We start from the raw sequence: 17,390 nt of genomic DNA, 5'->3' as shown, positions 1-17,390 counted from the left end.
ATGAAACGAGATCAGCAATGGCGGGTGGTTGGGCACGTGACGGTGCAGAGCAGGAGCAGATTGATGCAACAATTTATGATGCGATTGCAAAAGCAAGACAAGGTCTTTCTCATAATGAAGATGGAGAAGCCGCATTATATTGTGAAGAATGTGGCGAGCCCATTCCTCAAGCCCGCCGTGAAGCGATGAAAGGCGTGAAATATTGTATTCGTTGCCAGCAACAACTTGAGGAAAAGAGTAAGGCACTGGAACTATTTAATCGGCGGGGAAGTAAGGATAGCCAATTACGTTAAATCTTTTGCCTTATTAATCTTCTATCTCTTTCACAGCATTATATACAACGCTTGGCTCAATATTGAGCAACTTTTTACCAAAGCTACGTAACCACCAAACCAGTTGAGAGGTAAAAGCGACTGTTGCACTAACCTCAACAATATTTTCTTCTAACGGCGTAATCTTTTGGTCTTTACTTAACTGACTTTCATAAAAGCTTTTTGCTGTACTTTCAGTCATCGTTAGTTTGAGCTGAATTTGTTCGGTCGGTTTGCTGTAATCTACACGGAAGCCCAACGCGCCTGATTCGATATAATTATCAATATCAAAATTTACGGGATGTAGAGCACGGTTATCAAGTACAGTTGCTGCTTTAAAACGGTGCAGGGCAAAAGTTTGTACTTCAGTTTTATCATTTCTGGTACAGATTAAATAAATTACTGCACCTTTTTGAACCAAAGCTAAAGGATTTAAAATATAGGATTTATCTTCGCCTGAATTGGTCCGTGCTCGATATATACATTCAATTTTTTTATCTTGTAGTAAGCCTTCATAAATTGCTTGTTGAGCTTGTTTATCAACCATCGGAGGGATTAATGGTTGCGAAGCAGGAACAATACGAACTCGATTGATCCATTGTCTGACATTGTTTTGTGTAGACAAACTACGTTTTGCCAGATCAAACCAAGGTGTCATTTCTTCAAGTAAACTTGGCGGAAGTAAGTGTCTTAAATGCTCTTCTACCATCATAAAGGTGACAGCTTGAGAGCTGGTCATATGTGGCAAGCTTTGGATGGGTGCATCTGAACGCCAACGCCAACCTTGCGGTACAGTCCTATTGCTTTCAATGGGAAAGCGTTGAGCAATCTGATTTAAATCCCGCTGAATGGTTCGAAGGCTAATTTCGATTCCTTCACGTTGTAATGTTTCTTGTAATTCACGTGTCCCCATCCATTTCCCTGTAGAAAGACGAGACAATATCTGCCATTGGCGATAAAGGCTATTGGAAGTTTCTTTTTCTTGTACGGATGACATAAGCGAAATACGTAATTTAATGGTCTAAAGCAGACACAATAAAAAAACTAGCACTATTTAGCAAGCCCATGATCTTGAGATTACGTATTTACGACTGAAACAACTGTCGATTTATTGAATGATCTTAATCCTGATGAAAAAAATAATCGTTTTATATAAGTGGCATTGAAATTGCTTATTTAAGATATAAATAAATGATGAGACGAGGTTTCTATGTCAGAACAAGAACACAACCTACATGCCAGTGCGGATTATTATACTCAAGAGCAAACGGCAGCGGTATCAGTCCATTCGTCTACATTTATCCCACAGCTTAGTGTCAGCACAAACTTGTTTGAGCAGCTTAAATCTGAGTTTTTTAACGAGATGCTTGATGACAAAAGTTTTAATGCGGAAGCTTCGAAAAAAATTGAACAGTGGTTGAGTATTCGCAGTCTTGATGAGTTACGAACACTTGGTAGTCAAGCGAAGCAACATTTCCTTTATCAGGGAATCACATTCAATGTGTATGGCGATCAAGAGGGTGCTGAGCGAACCATTCCTTATGATTTGATTCCAAGAGTGATTGAAAAGAAACAATGGGAAAAAATTTCATCAGGTTGTGCACAACGCGTGAAAGCACTCAATTCATTTTTGGATGATATTTATCATGGGCAACATATTTTAAAAGAGGGGCTTATTCCTGCTGATCAAGTGATTGCACATGAAGCATTTCAGCCACATATGTTAAATCATCATCTTAAAGGGAAGGTTTATTCACAAATTAGCGGTATTGATATTATTCGTGATGGTCAAGGTGATTTCTTTGTACTTGAAGATAATTTAAGAACACCGTCTGGCGTATCTTATATGATTGAGAGTCGTAAGATTAGTAAAAAACTAATGCCTGATTTGTGCATCAGTAACAATTTGCAAGGCATAGAACAATACCCAACTTTATTAAGAACAATTTTAGAAGAGAACGCTTATGTGGATAAGCCACTTATTGTGGTATTAACACCAGGTCGTTTTAACAGTGCTTATTATGAGCATTCATTTTTAGCACGAGAAATGGATGTGCCATTAGTCACGAGTCGAGATTTATTTGTTGAAAATGATCGAGTTTTTGTTAAAACAATTCGTGGTCGTCAGCAAGTTGATGTGATCTATCGCCGTGTCGATGATGACTTTCTTGATCCGTTAACTTTTAGACCTGATAGTACATTAGGAGTTGCAGGGTTGATGTCGGCTTATTTGCAAAAAAATGTTGTGATTGCAAACGCACCAGGTACAGGTGTTGCTGACGATAAATCAATTTATCCTTATGTTGATAAAATGATTCAATTTTATTTGGGTGAAACAGCAATTTTAAGTAATGTTCCGACATATCAATGTCGTGATCAAGAACACTTGGATTATGTACTTAGTAATTTAGAAAAATTGGTCGTGAAAGAGGCACAAGGTTCGGGTGGATATGGGATGTTGATTGGACCACAAGCAGATCAACAACAAATTGAACTATTTAGACAAAAAATTATTGAAACACCACATTTGTATATTGCACAACCCACTCTGGCACTTTCTGTAGCACCAACATTAACGTCCGAAGGGGTTGCTGAACGACATATCGATTTACGCCCATTCGTTTTGAGTTCGCCTTATCGTACTGAGATTGTGCCAGGAGGTCTGACTCGAGTTGCAATGCAAGCGGGTTCTTTAGTGGTTAATTCCTCTCAAGGCGGTGGTATCAAAGATACATGGGTTGTAGAAACATTGCATTCTTGAATGCTTTCCTTAAGAGTTTTAGTCCAAAGTCTCTAGCCTAGTGCCGTACTTTGGGGATTTTGATCATATATAAGGGAGGAAATTTATGCTTTTACTTAGCTCAAGCGCTCATCATATTTATTGGTTAGGTCGTTATTTATTTAGAATTGGTCATGTTGCTAGCCATTTGCCATTTTGTGATGATGAACAAGCAGCAGATTTTGCTCAAGCGCTTTGTTTACATATCGATGATGCTGAGAATCTGAATAATTTTATGCTAGATCATCAACAACCCTATTCTTTATTGAGCCAGCTTGAGATTGCTCGAGATAATATTCAAGAATTACGTGGTTTACTGTCAGCTCAAACCTATGCTGAGCTGAATCATATAATTAAAAATGCAGTATCAGATGGTGAAGAGATTCAAGCCGTCGTAGGGAAGTGTTGTGCTCTTTTAAAAACAGAACAAAACGATGTTTTCTTATTCTTTCATGTTGGACAATGTATTGAAAAAATTGATACGCACTTCCGTTTTCAACATAATATTCAGGATGTTATAGCTTCGATTGACCCGATTATTGAACAGTTATTTGAAATAGGTTGGGATGACTTGCAGCCAAATTGGCAGATTCTAAAAGAGCAACCTTATTTAAATCAGTTTTATGCCTTTACCTATAAGTTAGAAAATCAATTTGAGGCATTCTCATGAAACTCATGGTGAATCATCAAACGCACTATCGTTATACGCAAGTTGCTCGAAATAGTGTGCAATCGATTAAAATGATGCCACAGAGTTCTATGCACCAAAGCATAGAAAACTGGCATATTAGTGTGCCGGGACAATATTCATGTCAAAGAGACGCATTTAATAATTTATGGATTACTGCAACTCAGAGGCATGAATATCGCTACTTGACCATTATGGCACAAGGTGTCGTTGATTTATATGCAACAGAACTCGGCTATGTAGAAACGGATGTTTCTCCAATGCTTTTTTTGCAGCGTACCATGATGACGTGTTGCGATCTAAGTATGCTTGATTTTGCTCAGGCGGTGGTCAAAGTAAAAGATCGTAAGCATTTAATACTTTTATCTGAGAAAATTTTACAACAAGTTCAGTACCAGCCTGAGACCACCTCAGTGACGACTGCTGCAATTGATGCATTTCATGCAAGACAAGGTGTATGTCAAGATCATGCACATATTTTAATTGCAATGTGCCGTGGATTACATTTACCAGCTCGTTATGTGTCTGGCTATATATATGATGCAAATCAACCGCACCTAGCCAGTCATGCATGGGCTGAGGTTTTTGTAGAAAATGAGTGGTATTGTTTCGATGTAAGTAACCAGATATTTACCCCAAAAAATCATATTTATGTCGCAGTTGGTCGTGATTATCTAGATGTTGCACCAATTCGAGGTATCCGTGAGCAAGGTGGGATGGAAAGTATGATATCTACGGTTCAAGTTTTGGCTTGTTGAAGGTAAGAGAAGAAGAGATGACCTATTGTTGTGCATTAAGATTAGAGCAAGGTTTGGTATTGATTAGTGATACTCGAACTAATGCAGGGGTCGATCATATTTCTGTATTTCGTAAATTACATACCTTTGGTGTTGAAGGTGAGCGTTTTATTGCATTGCAAACAGCAGGTAATTTAGCAACAACACAAGCTGTTATTGGTCATTTACAAAATGCTTTAGCATTACATCAAGAGCCAAATTTATATAGCGCAAATACCATGTTTGAAGTTGCTGAATTAATTGGAAAGACTTTGCGTAAGGTACTCGAGGATGTTACGACCGATACTCAGGAACAGATGAACTACTCGTGTAGTATTTTGGTGTGTGGGCAGATACAGGGTGAGGAAATGCAACTGTATAATGTCTATCCACAAGGTAATTTTATCTGTGCGACTACCGATACCCCATATTTCCAGATTGGTGAAAGTAAGTATGGAAAGCCAATTTTAGATCGTGCACTGCACTATACGATGCCATTAGATGATGCGTTACGTTGCAGTTTGATCTCTTTTGATTCAACATTAAGGTCTAATGTTTCTGTTGGATTGCCTTTAGACGCGTTGGTTTATCATAAAGATAGTTTTAAAATTCCTGAAGGGAAACGCATCCGAGAAGATGATCCTTACTTTACCCAAATTAGTAAACAGTGGTCTGATACCTTGCGCCGTGGACTTCAAGAGTTACCAAAGCCTACGACTGATTATGGTTTGTAATCATATAAGAAAAAATCCAAGCAAAGGCTTGGATTTTTTATCTGTTTTAAATCACTTTTCGAATGGGTCTATTACTTAACCGACATAATAATTCGTAACCAATCGTGCCATTTGCCGCAGCGACATCATCGACGAGTCGATGTTTGCCCCATAGTTCTACTTTAGCACCTAATTCAGCTTTAACCTGAGTAACGTCAATCGCAATCATATCCATACTGACACGACCAATAACAGGAACAAGTTGTTCATCAATTGCAACGAAATTGGGTTTTAAATAAGCACGTGGGTAACCATCACCATAGCCAATTGAGACAATGGCAATATTCATAGGCTGTGTTGCTGTAAACGTTGAACCATAACCTACAGATTCGCCTTGTTGAATTTGATTAAGTGTAATGATTTCTGCACTAAAGGTCATTACAGGCTTTAAATCGAGTTCATCTACATTTTTGTCAGCAAATGGACTTGCGCCATAAAGCATGATACCTGGGCGAACAAAATCGAAATGCAATTCAGGATATTTATAGATCGCAGCGGAGTTACAGCATGATGCTAAGATAGGGGCACATGCTTCTTTGACATGGAGAAATTGCTGCTTTTGTTGTTCATTTAAAGGGTGATCGGCATCTGCATTGGCAAAATGCATAGTAAGGACACAGCTAAAGCCTTCTGATTTTAAACGTTGAATGACATCGATAATTTCAGTCACTTTAAAGCCTAAACGGTTCATTCCGCTATTTAGCTTGACCCACACTTTTAAGCCCAAAGCATTATAAGCTTGTTTATGCTGAATCAACCATTCAACTTGTTGACTTTGATGAATCAGGCATTCGAGTTTGTGCTCAATTACTTGTTGCATTTCGTCTTCTGAAAATATGCCCTCAATCAAAGTGATGGGTTGAGAATATCCCAGTTGCCTGATCTCTAAAGCTTCTTCTAAACAGGCGACACCAAAGGCGTCTGTGGCATCCAAGGCGGCTAAACAATCTTTAACTCCATGTCCATAAGCATTTGCTTTGACCATACTAACAATTTGTGAATGTGGAGCAAGTTGTTTAACGCGGTTTAAATTATATTGTAGTGCATCACTATCAATATAAACTGTTGCTTGGCGCACCCTGATTTCTCCTTTGGGTCGACATGGAAAGTTTTTAAGGCAGATCAATAACCGAGGGATTATTCCTCGTCATCGTATTGAGCATAGAACTCAGGTGAAAGGTTACTAAAGCGAGTGTATTGACCTTCAAAGGCAAGACGAACTGAACCAATTGGACCATTACGTTGTTTACCGATAATAATTTCGGCTGTACCAGCTTCTTTAGACTCTTTGTTATAGACTTCATCACGATAAATAAACATGATCAAGTCGGCATCTTGCTCGATTGCGCCTGATTCACGTAAGTCTGACATGACAGGGCGTTTATTTGGTCTGTTCTCCAAACTACGGTTAAGCTGAGACAGTGCAATGACAGGGCATTGCATTTCTTTAGCTAGTGCTTTTAAGCTTCGAGAAATCTCCGAAATCTCACCCACACGGTTATCGCCCATACCCGGCACTTTCATTAACTGTAAGTAGTCGACCATGATACAGCCGATTTTTCCATCATGCATTTTGGCAATACGTCGCGCACGTGCACGAAGTTCAGTTGGTGGTAGGGCAGAGGAATCATCGATATAGAGGTGCATTTCTTGTAATTGAAGAATAGTTCCTGTGACTTTGGTCCATTCATCTGCATCGAGATTACCTGAACGTAGATGACCCTGATGGACTTTACCCATTGCTGAGATCAAACGCATAGCAATCGAGTCTGCTGGCATCTCCATTGAGAATACGAGAGCAGGTAAGCGGTTGTATTGCAGTACACTTTCAACTAAGTTCATGGCGAAGGTGGTTTTACCCATCGAAGGACGGGCTGCAACAATAATCAAATCCCCAGGTTGCATACCTGAGGTTTTATTATCTAACTCTAAGAAACCTGTGGTTAAACCTGTAATATTGCCGTCTAATTTAGAAAGTTCATCGAGTTTAGAAATCACATCAGCAGTGACAGAGCTAATCGATTTTGGCCCTGAATCTTTCTTGTTGTTGTTATGTTGTTCGGCCAAAGAGAAAATACTGGTTTCGGCTAAATCTAGGATTTCACTGACAGGGCGACCTTTGGTGTCATAAGCATTTTGCAAAATATCACTACTGACTTTAATCATTGCGCGTAGTGTTGAAAATTCTTTAATTTTATTGGCGTAGATTTCAAGATTGTAAAAGCTTGAAGGTGAATCTGCCATCAATTGCATCAAATATTCTTCACCACCAATTGCATCAAGCAGGTTTTGTTTGAGTAACCAATCATTGACCAATACAGCATCATAAGGCGAGTTTTCTTGCGCTAGTTTTTCGATGGCACGATAAATATATTTATGACGTGTTGCATAAAAATCATTTTCTTTAAGTAAATCGCTGACTTGTTCAAATGATTCGGCAACCGTCATTAATGCCGCGAGCACAGCTTGCTCAATTGCGAGATTGTGCGGTGGTGTACGAAATTCTTTTAATTGACCTGAGTCACTCACTTTACTCTCTGTGTTTGGAGAATTTTTCGTAAAATTGGCATTCGCCTGTGACATAACAAGACCTAATAAAAAGATGAAACTCTAACGACTGACTATCTTAATCCAAATGAACGCAGACAGGAGAATTTAATTGGAAGAAAATTGTTTAATTGCTGGAAAAGTAGGGTGTACTAAAATATAAAATTTTAGGCATAAAAAAAGAGCATGTAAAAACATGCTCTTTTCTTTGCAGAAATTACTCAGATACGATAGTAACGAGAACTTCAGCAACAACATCATGATGCAATTGGATTGCGATGTTGAATTCACCAGTGTGACGAAGCGCACCGTTTGGTAAACGAACTTCTGCACGATCTACTGCTAGACCAGCGTTCGTTAAAGCGTCAGCGATATCACGAGTACCGATAGAACCGAAAAGTTTACCTTCATCACCAGCTTTCGCAGTAATAACGATATTTACTTCGTTCAATTGTTCAGCACGTGCATTCGCAGCAGCTAAAATAGCAGCTTCTTGTTTCTCAAGTTCAGCACGACGAGCTTCAAATGCAGCAGTATTTGCTTCAGTTGCAGCTACAGCTTTACCTTGAGGGATCAAGAAGTTACGACCGTAACCAGCTTTAACTGATACTTTGTCGCCTAATTTACCAAGGTTCTTAATGCGTTGTAATAAGATAACGTCCACAGCTCACCTCACTTACTTATGGTTGTCAGTGTACGGAATCAAAGACAAATAGCGAGCTTGTTTAATAGCTAACGCTAATTGACGTTGATAACGAGCTTTAGTACCTGTAATACGGCTAGGAACAATCTTGCCGTTTTCAGTGATGTACTGTTTTAAAGTGTCGATATCTTTGTAGTCGATGTACGCAACATTCTCAGCTGTAAAGCGGCAGAACTTGCGACGACGGTAAAAACGTGCCATTGAGGTTCTCCTTATTCAGCTTCTTGAATTGCTTGTTGTGCTTCTTCACGTTGAGCTTTACGCGCACGTTTCTCTTCAGCACTTTTAGCAAGTAAAGATTCTTCAGTAATTGCGTGTTCACGACGGATGATGATGTTACGAATGATTGCATCGTTATAACGGAACAATTCTTCTAATTCATCAAGAGTCGTTTGACCACATTCAACATTCATAAGAATGTAGTGTGCTTTGTGAATCTTGTTGATTGGGTAAGCCAATTGGCGACGGCCCCAATCTTCTAAACGGTGAATTTGACCTTCAGCTTCTTTGATCTGAGAGATATAGCGTTCAACCATACCTACAACTTGATCGCTTTGGTCTGGGTGTACCAATAGTACGATTTCGTAGTGACGCATTGTCAGCTCCTTACGGTTTAAGCAGCCCCCAACTAAAAAGTCAGAAGCAAGGAGTCATAACTAAAAAGTTATGTCGCAAATTGCGAAGCTGGGATTTTAGACACATTTCATTTAAATCGCAAGTAAATTCATGTTTTAGATCGAAGTAAAAAGATGATATAGCCTTTAAAATGAGGGTCATTAAAATCGTTTGAGTTATTTTGACGTAACCCATTTTGTACAAAACCGATTTTATAAGGCAGTTGCATTGCAGAGATACGTTTTAAATATTGTGGGTAATTGGGAATGGTGGTTGTACCTTGATAGGTTTGGATCACAAGTTCACTGATATTATTTCTCAAAATAGTTAAAGTTCTCTGATCCTTAAAATTTGTCCAGTCCAGTAATCCTGTAATGCTAAGTTGATAAGAGGGAGGGAGTCTTTTTCTGAAACTTTCTAGAAAAAGGGCATATTCTTTTAAATCATTGGTTCGACTGTCGAAATCAATTTGAATTCCCTGAACTTGATTCCCTTGATTTCTCCAATGTTCTAAACGTTTGAAAACAGTTTGATAGTTTTGTTCGTTCCAAGCCAGATGATGTGTGCGAAAAACTAACCAAATTTTCTGACGGGGTAATTTTAGTATGGATACGCCTTGCGGTGTGAAAGTTGAAATCTGTTTTGATTTGGAATAACGGATTTCACCTTGTAAAATATACAGTTCCTTCGCATGAACCAGATAAGGGGCTGTCTGAATATCACCCCAAATCCAGAAAGAAGCAAAATCATTGGCATCAACTTTTGAAGTTGCTGATTGTGTCGGTTGGCAGGCATTCAGGCTAAAAACCAGAAAAATACAGAAAACCGTTTTAAGCAACGTCATGGCTAAAAGTTACCAATAATATTTAAGTGATTTTGCCCAAGTACTGTTTGGATAGTCTCTTTTGATCTGGTCATACCATTGTTTACGAACTGGCTTACTCACTTCTGCATCACCACAATCATTGATTCCACTGGGTGCATAACATTGAATCGAACGATATAAGGCATAGGCGTGTAAATCATCTTTACTGTATGATTTTAGAATGTCTTTATATACCTGACCACGGGCAAATATTTTTCCTGAAAAACTGGATTGTTGCTGTTCAGCATAAGCCAACTGTTGTAGTGAATAACCTTGTTCACTACGGAAATATTCACCTAAACAGACATTCAATAAAGGGTCTTGAGGTGATTGCGCCAATTGACTGACTAAAGTCTCTAAATTTTCACATTTAAGCTGTGAGGTAATAGTTGCGCCATTCCAGATAAAATTGGAGAAATCAGGCTTATTTTTTAATTGTTCATCTTTACTGCTATAACCTTGATATAGCACTGCATTTTTAGGCATGAAAGTAAAGCTTTGTTTAAATAAGTCAAAATTTTGATGAACTAAACTTTTGCTTAACAGGGTATAGGTGGCTGCCTGTTTTTGATCAAGGGTACTGTCATTGGACTGGATGATTTTTTGTAAACTGCCTGCATTTGCCACTTGGGTAATAAAATTTCGTTGCAGATTTAACTGGCTCATTTTTGCTTTTTTACCGATAAAAGCTGAATAATCCTGTCTGGCAGCGAGATGATTGGATAAAGCCGTTTCAAACAGGCCTTTTTGATAACTATCTTTTGCTTGGGCAAACTGTTGATTCCAATAGTATTCCGCTAGCTGTTTCTGTCCAGTTTTCTCTAAAATTTGCCCCTTTAAAAAGCTCTGGCTTAGCTGTAAATAATTGTTGTTCTTAATATTATCTTTAGGTAAATAGATCAAGGCCTCCTGTGGTTTATTCTGGACAAATAGCAAATGAACTGCCTGTAAATATTGGAATAACTCAGGCTGGGTTCTGAAAAAATCTTTTTGTGCATTCAGTTGTGCCCAAGAAATCGAATGATAATTCTCAGAATTCGATTCACGCATATGCATCAAATCATATACTGCCAAAAAGAAAGGGTCTTTTAGATTGCTCAGATTAAAAGCTGAGCTATCGAACACTCGGCGATCAATTTCGGCGGGAAGTTCACTCATTTCCAAATTATAAAATTTTGATGTCGGATTTTTAAGTTGCCAGACAATTTCATTAACCAATAAATCTTGGCGTTTTGAAAGCCAAAAACCACGACGCATAAAACCACGCGCACTCGCGATATATTGTCCATTTGGATAGGCTTTTAAATAGGCATTAATATTATCCAAGAATTGTTTAAGTAAATTTTGGTTAATATTATCTAAATAGACATCGCCATATTTATCTACACCAGTTGCATAGGCGGAATTGAGTGATGTCCGAATTAACATATATTGCGATGTTTCTTTTAACCACGTATCTTCAACGTTGGTTAAGACGGTATAAATTTTGGTCGCTGCTGAATAATTGCTATTATAAAACAGAATGCTCGCATTTAAATAAGAAGCATATTGACGTGTTGTGATTGACCAATTTGGATTAATCGCAATCAATTCAATTTTGTCACCACACTGATTCATTTTCTTGCGTTCAGAAATCAAAATTTGCTTTTCTAGATTTGGAATCGCTTTATTATTTTGTACTTGTGTATTAAAAGTTTGATTACCTGAATCAAAGCTCGTACAACGTTCGTCAAAAACGGTGTCATTTCTTTCTAATCGTTTTCTTTGATTTGGCAATTTATTCTGAGTCAGAGATGACAGATTCGCTGCATCAAAAGGTACCGTTCCATATACCGCATCCCATAAATTGGCATCAGCTGTCATCGGCTTAATTGTCGCAAGCTCTAAGTCGCTGAGTAATAGTGTCATATTGGTTTGACTATCATTTGCTGGATATAACACAGGAAGATTGCTACAGCCGTTTAAATTTTTGTCATTTATGGCAAGGTTTGGCTCGCAAAATTGCTCTACACCAGCATAGGTGATTGGGCTATAGCAAATGACCAGTGAAAGCGAAGAATAGACAATTGATTTGAAGATAAATTTATTTTGTAGTTTCATTTAGGCAATAAAGGGTGAAATGTTTTTATTGCACGAAATGATAACAACTGAAGTGGGGAATAAAAAGACAGAGAAGTCTCTATCTTTTTAAAAAATAGGGAGGAAGGGTGCAGGGCTTTTAAATGTAAAGCTAAAGCTCAAACTAATCACAGTAATTAAGATTACTGAAAAAAGGAAAAAGCGTTTTGCCCAAAGCTGATCATCTTCAGCTTTAAATCCTAAAATACAAATGTAAAACCAGTAAATACAAAGTGCATTACAGATGACCAAGAAAATAATATTGGTATATCCATATATATACAAAGCATTCATCGCAACAGTGAATAAAATCACATAGATCAGCGATTCGATTTTAGTTCTATGAATAGAACGTGCAACAGGTAAAATAGGCACGCCTGCGTTTTTGTAATCTTCAAAACGATAAATCGCAATTGCCCATGAATGCGGCATTTGCCATAAGGCATATGCAATAAAAATGAGAAGAGCAGCCATATCGAAATGATGACTTACAGCCGTATAACCAATAACAGGTGGACTCGCTCCAGAAATACTACCAATCACGGTTTGATGGATCGTGGTACGTTTCGTCCACAAACTATAAAAACCGACATAGACGACAAAACCAATGACTGCGAATAAAAATGCATAGGCATTCACATAGAACCAGAGCATGCTAAAACCAATCACACCTAATACAAGAGCATAAAACATTGCAATAGAAGGAGATATGGTTTTCTTAACAAGAGCACGATTCATTGTGCGTTGCATTTTTTGATCGATGTCTTGATCAATAACATTATTGACTACACAACCAGAAGCAACCACAAAAGTTGTTCCAAGTAATGTAATTAATAATAAGAGGAAGTCTATAGAGCCTTGGGCGGCTAAAAAGAAGCCGCCCAAGGTGGTAATAAAATTACCGAAGAGAATTCCTGGTTTAGTCAGGAATAAATACTTTTTCCACATGACAATCAGTTTAGATCATCATGTTGTAGTGTAGGTAATTCATAATCCACACAGAGCCGACTAAAAGTACAGCAATACATAAGATTGTGTAGATAAATGCAATAAGGTTCCAGCGTTGTTCAGATGATGTATTCATGTGTAAGAAATACACAAGTTGCACGATTACCTGAGCAACAGCAGCGATTGCAATAACAGTAACTAAGATGCCACGGCTAAATCCGCCCGACATCACCATCCCGAATGGGATGATGGTGAGGATAACAGATAGGATAAACCCAACAGTGTATTGCTTAAAGTTACCGTGCGATGCACCTGCAGCATTATGGTCATGACCACTCATTAGAGAACTCCCAGTAAGTAAACGACGCTGAATACACAGATCCAAACGATGTCAAGGAAGTGCCAAAACAAGCTTAAGCAAGCAAGACGACGTGTATTCGGTAGTGTCAAACCATTCTTTTTGATTTGATACATCAATACTAACATCCACACTAAACCAGAAGTTACGTGGATACCGTGTGTACCAACCAAAGTAAAGAATGCTGATAAGAACGCACTATGAGTTGGACCATGGCCAGCATGTACAAGGTGATGGAATTCATAAATTTCCATCCCAATGAACGATGCACCAAATAAGAAAGTAACAAATAACCAAGTAATTACTTGATTAACGTTCTTTTTATAAGATGCAAGAACAGCAAATCCGAATGTTACCGAAGAGATCAAAAGGGCAAAAGTTTCGGTTAAAACAAAACCTAAAGAATCACCAAAAAGATCTTTCGCACTTGGAGTACCAGGTGGAATATGACTGCTTAATACGGCGAACGCAATGAAGAGTGATCCGAAAAGAATCAAGTCACTCATCAAATAAGTCCAGAAACCAAAGACCGTTAAGTCTGTATCATCATGTTCGTGATGACCGTCATGACCGTGGTTGTCGTGATGAAGTACTTCAGCCATTTCCTTAGTCCTTCTTCAAGTGTTTTTCAAGTAATGCATAGCGTTCGTTTTCAATACGCTCTACTTCAGCAGCAGGAACATAATAATCAACATTCTTAGTGAATGAGCTTACGATCAAGCTAACAACTGAAGCAACGAATGAAACAACGACTAGCCACCAAATATGCCAGATCAATGCAAAACCAAGAACAGTAATGAACATTGCAATCACGAAACCAGCAGCACGATCAGTCGGCATGTGGATGTCTTCATATTTAGTGTTACGTGCATATGCTACGCCATTTTCTTTGTCAGTCCAGAAACGGTCAACGCCGCTAGCTTCTGGTACATGTGCAAAGTTATAGAATGGAGCAGGAGATGACGTAGACCATTCAAGTGTACGACTATCCCAAGGATCGCCTGTGTAGTCCATATTTTGATGACGTTGTAAGAAACCAACGATAATCTGCATAAGGAAACAAGCAATACCGATAGCAATCAATACTGCACCGAATAATGCAATTGCTAAGTATGGATCCCATTCAGGGTTGTCATATGTATTCAAACGACGTGTCATACCCATGAAGCCAAGGATATAAAGTGGCATGAATGCAAAATAGAAACCGATGAACCAGAACCAGAACGCAGCTTTACCCCATGCTTCGTTGAGCTTCCAACCAAACATTTTCGGCCAGTAGAAGATGATGCCGGCAAACATACCAAACACCACACCACCGATAATTACGTTATGGAAGTGAGCGATCAAGAAGAGTGAGTTATGTACAAGGAAGTCCGCAGGTGGAACAGCCATAAGTACACCAGTTAAACCACCGATACCAAAAGTCACAAGGAAGCCAAGTGTCCAAAGCATCGGGGTAGTATAAGTAATGCGTCCTTTATACATTGTGAATAACCACGAGAAGATTTTCACACCTGTAGGAATCGCAATAACCATCGTCATAATACCGAAGAATGCGTTAACGTTTGCACCCGCACCCATGGTAAAGAAGTGGTGAAGCCATACAACGAACGCAAGTACAGTAATTGCGATAGTTGCATATACCATTGATTTGTAACCGAACAACGTCTTACGAGAGAAGGTTGCAACGATTTCTGAGTATAAACCAAATGCTGGTAATACCAAGATATATACTTCAGGGTGACCCCATGTCCAGATCAAGTTCACGTAAAGCATTGGGCTACCGCCAAGCTCATTAGTGAAGAAATGGAAACCGAAGTAACGGTCTAAAGTAAGCATTGCAAGCGTACCTGTTAATACAGGGAATGATGCAATGATTAATACAGCCGTACACAGTGAAGTCCATGTGAAAATAGGCATGTCCATTAATTTCATGCCAGGTGCACGCATTTTAATGATGGTAACAAAGAAGTTAACACCAGATAAAAGCGTACCTAAACCAGAAACTTGGAGTGCCCAAATGTAGTAGTCAACACCTACACCTGGTGAATATTGGATACCTGAAAGAGGAGGGTATGCCATCCAACCAGTCGAAGCGAATTCACCTAAAACAAGTGAAGCCATCATCAAACCAGCAGCACCCGCAAATAACCAGAAGCTTAAAGAGTTCAATAATGGGAATGCTACGTCACGAGCACCGATTTGCAATGGAACAGAAATGTTCATCATACCTACAACGAGACCCATAGCCACGAAGAAGATCATGATTACACCGTGTGCTGTAAAGATCTGATCGTAATGGTCTGGATGTAAGTAACCTTCACCACCGCCTTTAGCGAGGAAAAGTTGTAAACGCATCATGATCGCATCGGCGAAACCACGCAGAAGCATGACTACTGATACGATGATATACATGATACCAATTTTCTTATGGTCTACTGATGTGAACCATTCGTTCCATAAGTATCCCCATTTTTTGAAATAGGTAATACCGCCTAGAACTGCAATGCCACCAAGAGCCATCATGACCATGGTAACGAGTACAATCGGCTCTGTTGGAATAGAATCCCAGCCTAATTTGCCAAAAATCATATCCATGTCTTATTCCCCTTGAGCAGCGTGTTCAGCTGCAGCATGAGTTTCTGCTGTTGCATGTCCAGCAGCAGAGTGGTCAGCACCGTGATAATTACTCATATAGTGGTTGATAATTGTTTCAAACAATTTTGGCTCAACTGAAGAGTAATAAGTCACAGGGTGTGGCTTGTTCGGGAACGGTTTCATAGCTTCAGCTTTAGCAAGTGCTTCTTCATCACCAGCAGCCTTAGCACGGTTTACAAGAATTTCGATCTGATGTTTAGAACGATCGCCATCTTTAAGTGTCGCTAATTCAGCTTGGTCAAGTGTACCTTTTTGAATTGCTTCAGCATTGATACTTGTACCATTACCCGCTTTAACAGCTTCTACCCATTGTGCAAACTCTGGTTCAGTTACACTATGTGCCTTGAAGCGCATTTGTGAGAAACCGTAACCTGAATAGTTAGCTGAGAAACCACGGAATACACCTGGTTCATCTGCTAAAAGGTGAAGATGAGTTTGCATACCCGCCATTGCATAGATCTGACCACCTAACTGTGGGATGAAGAACGAGTTCATCGTAAAGTTAGAAGTAATCTTAAAGCTTACAGGCGTTTTTTCTGGGAAGCGTACTTCGTTTACCGTTGCAATGTTTTGCTCAGGATAGATAAAAATCCATTTAAATTGTTCAGCGATTGCTTGAACAGTTAAAGGCGCTTTATCTGACTCTAACGGACGGTAAGGGTCGTACTTGTGGGAACCCCACCAAGTTAACCAAGCTAAAATACCAATAATAATGACAGGAACACCCCAAACAACGATCTCAATTGTCGTAGAGTGTGCCCAAGTAGGTTTATAGTCTGCATCTTTATTCGATGCGCGATATTGCCAACCAAACCATAATGCCATGATAATTGATGGAATCACCACCAATAGCATTAGATAGATCGCAGTCATCATCAGGCTACTTTGACCTTGACCTACTGGACCTTTATTGTTTAGTAGTACCATATCACCGCCACACCCTGTCAAGAGCGCAGCCATCGTTGATAAAGACAATACAGCTAAAATCGTTTGTCTCATTTTACAACCTCGGTGAAGAGTCCCATTCCCTAATTTAAATTATGGGATAGCGATTAAAGTGTCGCATGATTGATAAGAATTTTTTGTGAAATGCTTAGCAATCATGCGACACCGCTACGTTGTTGGGCATTATGCCTCATATTGAAAAACTAAGCTACATCTAACACAGTCAGAAATACTTGTTTTGAAACCTGATTTATTTTGTAGGAATTGTTGTTGAAATGTGTATTTTTTCTATAAATATCAATTTTA

At 38.9% G+C, this 17,390-nt stretch carries 18 protein-coding genes; 5 read left to right on the top strand and 13 right to left on the bottom strand.

All coding sequences use genetic code 11. The features are described from left to right. The first annotated feature begins 17 nt into the window (after positions 1 to 17). The gene (locus tag CDG55_RS09770; protein WP_005160973.1) at positions 18 to 293 is read left to right on the top strand and encodes a DksA/TraR family C4-type zinc finger protein; all 276 of its coding nucleotides are present in this window, start codon (positions 18 to 20) and stop codon (positions 291 to 293) included. Between the two features lie 13 nt (positions 294 to 306). Here CDG55_RS09770 and CDG55_RS15390 read toward each other — a convergent pair whose 3' ends face one another. Further along, a complete protein-coding gene (locus CDG55_RS15390) occupies positions 307 to 1,308 on the bottom strand; it encodes a helix-turn-helix transcriptional regulator (protein WP_087536092.1) in 1,002 nt (333 codons plus the stop codon). A 213-nt stretch (positions 1,309 to 1,521) separates the two neighbouring features. Here CDG55_RS15390 and CDG55_RS09760 point away from each other — a divergent pair, with 213 nt between their 5' ends. From CDG55_RS09760 to CDG55_RS09745, 4 genes are all read left to right on the top strand, one after another. Next, complete coding sequence (locus tag CDG55_RS09760; RefSeq protein WP_087536093.1) at positions 1,522 to 3,072, top strand: circularly permuted type 2 ATP-grasp protein; 1,551 nt, start codon at positions 1,522 to 1,524, stop codon at positions 3,070 to 3,072. An 85-nt stretch (positions 3,073 to 3,157) separates the two neighbouring features. Further along, entirely contained in the window at positions 3,158 to 3,760 is a 603-nt protein-coding gene (locus CDG55_RS09755; protein ID WP_087536094.1) for an alpha-E domain-containing protein, read from the top strand. Further along, entirely contained in the window at positions 3,757 to 4,536 is a 780-nt protein-coding gene (locus tag CDG55_RS09750; RefSeq protein ID WP_087536095.1) for a transglutaminase family protein, read from the top strand. The genes CDG55_RS09755 and CDG55_RS09750 overlap by 4 nt, the downstream gene beginning before the upstream one ends. A 17-nt stretch (positions 4,537 to 4,553) precedes the next feature. Continuing rightward, positions 4,554 to 5,288: a proteasome-type protease gene (locus CDG55_RS09745; protein WP_087536096.1), complete on the top strand. Its 735-nt coding sequence runs from the start codon at positions 4,554 to 4,556 to the stop codon at positions 5,286 to 5,288. Positions 5,289 to 5,334: 46 nt separating this feature from the next. Here CDG55_RS09745 and alr read toward each other — a convergent pair whose 3' ends face one another. The 12 genes from alr to cyoA all read right to left on the bottom strand — a co-directional run bounded on the left by alr (position 5,335) and on the right by cyoA (position 17,138). Then, complete coding sequence (alr, locus tag CDG55_RS09740) at positions 5,335 to 6,405, bottom strand: alanine racemase (protein WP_087536097.1); 1,071 nt, start codon at positions 6,403 to 6,405, stop codon at positions 5,335 to 5,337. A gap of 59 nt (positions 6,406 to 6,464) precedes the next feature. Further along, the gene (gene dnaB, locus CDG55_RS09735) at positions 6,465 to 7,910 is read right to left on the bottom strand and encodes a replicative DNA helicase (protein ID WP_087536098.1); all 1,446 of its coding nucleotides are present in this window, start codon (positions 7,908 to 7,910) and stop codon (positions 6,465 to 6,467) included. 181 nt (positions 7,911 to 8,091) lie between these two features. Beyond that, complete coding sequence (gene rplI, locus CDG55_RS09730) at positions 8,092 to 8,538, bottom strand: 50S ribosomal protein L9 (RefSeq protein ID WP_004912185.1); 447 nt, start codon at positions 8,536 to 8,538, stop codon at positions 8,092 to 8,094. Between the two features lie 12 nt (positions 8,539 to 8,550). Next, entirely contained in the window at positions 8,551 to 8,778 is a 228-nt protein-coding gene (rpsR, locus tag CDG55_RS09725) for a 30S ribosomal protein S18 (protein WP_000090661.1), read from the bottom strand. Between the two features lie 11 nt (positions 8,779 to 8,789). Continuing rightward, on the bottom strand, positions 8,790 to 9,173 hold the full coding sequence (gene rpsF / locus CDG55_RS09720; protein ID WP_004654408.1) for a 30S ribosomal protein S6: 384 nt from the start codon (positions 9,171 to 9,173) through the stop codon (positions 8,790 to 8,792). A gap of 128 nt (positions 9,174 to 9,301) precedes the next feature. After that, positions 9,302 to 10,036, bottom strand: coding sequence for a DUF3142 domain-containing protein (locus CDG55_RS09715; RefSeq protein ID WP_087536099.1), 735 nt, complete (start codon positions 10,034 to 10,036; stop codon positions 9,302 to 9,304). Positions 10,037 to 10,045: 9 nt separating this feature from the next. Continuing rightward, positions 10,046 to 12,157, bottom strand: coding sequence for a hypothetical protein (locus CDG55_RS09710; RefSeq protein WP_087536100.1), 2,112 nt, complete (start codon positions 12,155 to 12,157; stop codon positions 10,046 to 10,048). A gap of 87 nt (positions 12,158 to 12,244) precedes the next feature. Further along, positions 12,245 to 13,123: a heme o synthase gene (cyoE, locus tag CDG55_RS09705; protein WP_087536101.1), complete on the bottom strand. Its 879-nt coding sequence runs from the start codon at positions 13,121 to 13,123 to the stop codon at positions 12,245 to 12,247. 10 nt (positions 13,124 to 13,133) lie between these two features. Then, on the bottom strand, positions 13,134 to 13,463 hold the full coding sequence (locus tag CDG55_RS09700) for a cytochrome o ubiquinol oxidase subunit IV (protein WP_087536102.1): 330 nt from the start codon (positions 13,461 to 13,463) through the stop codon (positions 13,134 to 13,136). Then, the gene (gene cyoC, locus CDG55_RS09695) at positions 13,463 to 14,083 is read right to left on the bottom strand and encodes a cytochrome o ubiquinol oxidase subunit III (RefSeq protein WP_087536103.1); all 621 of its coding nucleotides are present in this window, start codon (positions 14,081 to 14,083) and stop codon (positions 13,463 to 13,465) included. Before cyoC ends, CDG55_RS09700 begins: the two co-directional genes overlap by 1 nt. A 4-nt stretch (positions 14,084 to 14,087) precedes the next feature. Further along, on the bottom strand, positions 14,088 to 16,079 hold the full coding sequence (gene cyoB / locus CDG55_RS09690; RefSeq protein ID WP_087536104.1) for a cytochrome o ubiquinol oxidase subunit I: 1,992 nt from the start codon (positions 16,077 to 16,079) through the stop codon (positions 14,088 to 14,090). Between the two features lie 3 nt (positions 16,080 to 16,082). After that, on the bottom strand, positions 16,083 to 17,138 hold the full coding sequence (gene cyoA / locus CDG55_RS09685) for a ubiquinol oxidase subunit II (RefSeq protein ID WP_087536105.1): 1,056 nt from the start codon (positions 17,136 to 17,138) through the stop codon (positions 16,083 to 16,085). Positions 17,139 to 17,390: the final 252 nt, after the last annotated feature.

Source organism: Acinetobacter sp. WCHA45 (assembly GCF_002165255.2).
Lineage (GTDB): Bacteria > Pseudomonadota > Gammaproteobacteria > Pseudomonadales > Moraxellaceae > Acinetobacter.
The sequence above is the reverse complement of the archived record's forward strand: the minus strand, read 5'-3'. Positions and strand labels throughout refer to the sequence as shown.

Bases quoted from the DNA above. Each gene is read 5' to 3' on its own strand.
- cyoE (WP_087536101.1), bottom strand. From the start codon at position 13,123: ATGTGGAAAAAGTATTTATTCCTGACTAAACCAGGAATTCTCTTCGGT.
- CDG55_RS09745 (WP_087536096.1), top strand. From the start codon at position 4,554: ATGACCTATTGTTGTGCATTAAGATTAGAGCAAGGTTTGGTATTGATT.
- dnaB (WP_087536098.1), bottom strand. From the start codon at position 7,910: ATGTCACAGGCGAATGCCAATTTTACGAAAAATTCTCCAAACACAGAG.
- CDG55_RS09715 (WP_087536099.1), bottom strand. From the start codon at position 10,036: ATGACGTTGCTTAAAACGGTTTTCTGTATTTTTCTGGTTTTTAGCCTG.
- CDG55_RS09760 (WP_087536093.1), top strand. From the start codon at position 1,522: ATGTCAGAACAAGAACACAACCTACATGCCAGTGCGGATTATTATACT.
- cyoA (WP_087536105.1), bottom strand. From the start codon at position 17,138: ATGAGACAAACGATTTTAGCTGTATTGTCTTTATCAACGATGGCTGCG.
- rpsF (WP_004654408.1), bottom strand. From the start codon at position 9,173: ATGCGTCACTACGAAATCGTACTATTGGTACACCCAGACCAAAGCGAT.
- CDG55_RS09710 (WP_087536100.1), bottom strand. From the start codon at position 12,157: ATGAAACTACAAAATAAATTTATCTTCAAATCAATTGTCTATTCTTCG.
- CDG55_RS09755 (WP_087536094.1), top strand. From the start codon at position 3,158: ATGCTTTTACTTAGCTCAAGCGCTCATCATATTTATTGGTTAGGTCGT.
- CDG55_RS09700 (WP_087536102.1), bottom strand. From the start codon at position 13,463: ATGAGTGGTCATGACCATAATGCTGCAGGTGCATCGCACGGTAACTTT.
- CDG55_RS09770 (WP_005160973.1), top strand. From the start codon at position 18: ATGGCGGGTGGTTGGGCACGTGACGGTGCAGAGCAGGAGCAGATTGAT.
- CDG55_RS09750 (WP_087536095.1), top strand. From the start codon at position 3,757: ATGAAACTCATGGTGAATCATCAAACGCACTATCGTTATACGCAAGTT.
- cyoC (WP_087536103.1), bottom strand. From the start codon at position 14,083: ATGGCTGAAGTACTTCATCACGACAACCACGGTCATGACGGTCATCAC.
- CDG55_RS15390 (WP_087536092.1), bottom strand. From the start codon at position 1,308: ATGTCATCCGTACAAGAAAAAGAAACTTCCAATAGCCTTTATCGCCAA.
- cyoB (WP_087536104.1), bottom strand. From the start codon at position 16,079: ATGGATATGATTTTTGGCAAATTAGGCTGGGATTCTATTCCAACAGAG.
- rpsR (WP_000090661.1), bottom strand. From the start codon at position 8,778: ATGGCACGTTTTTACCGTCGTCGCAAGTTCTGCCGCTTTACAGCTGAG.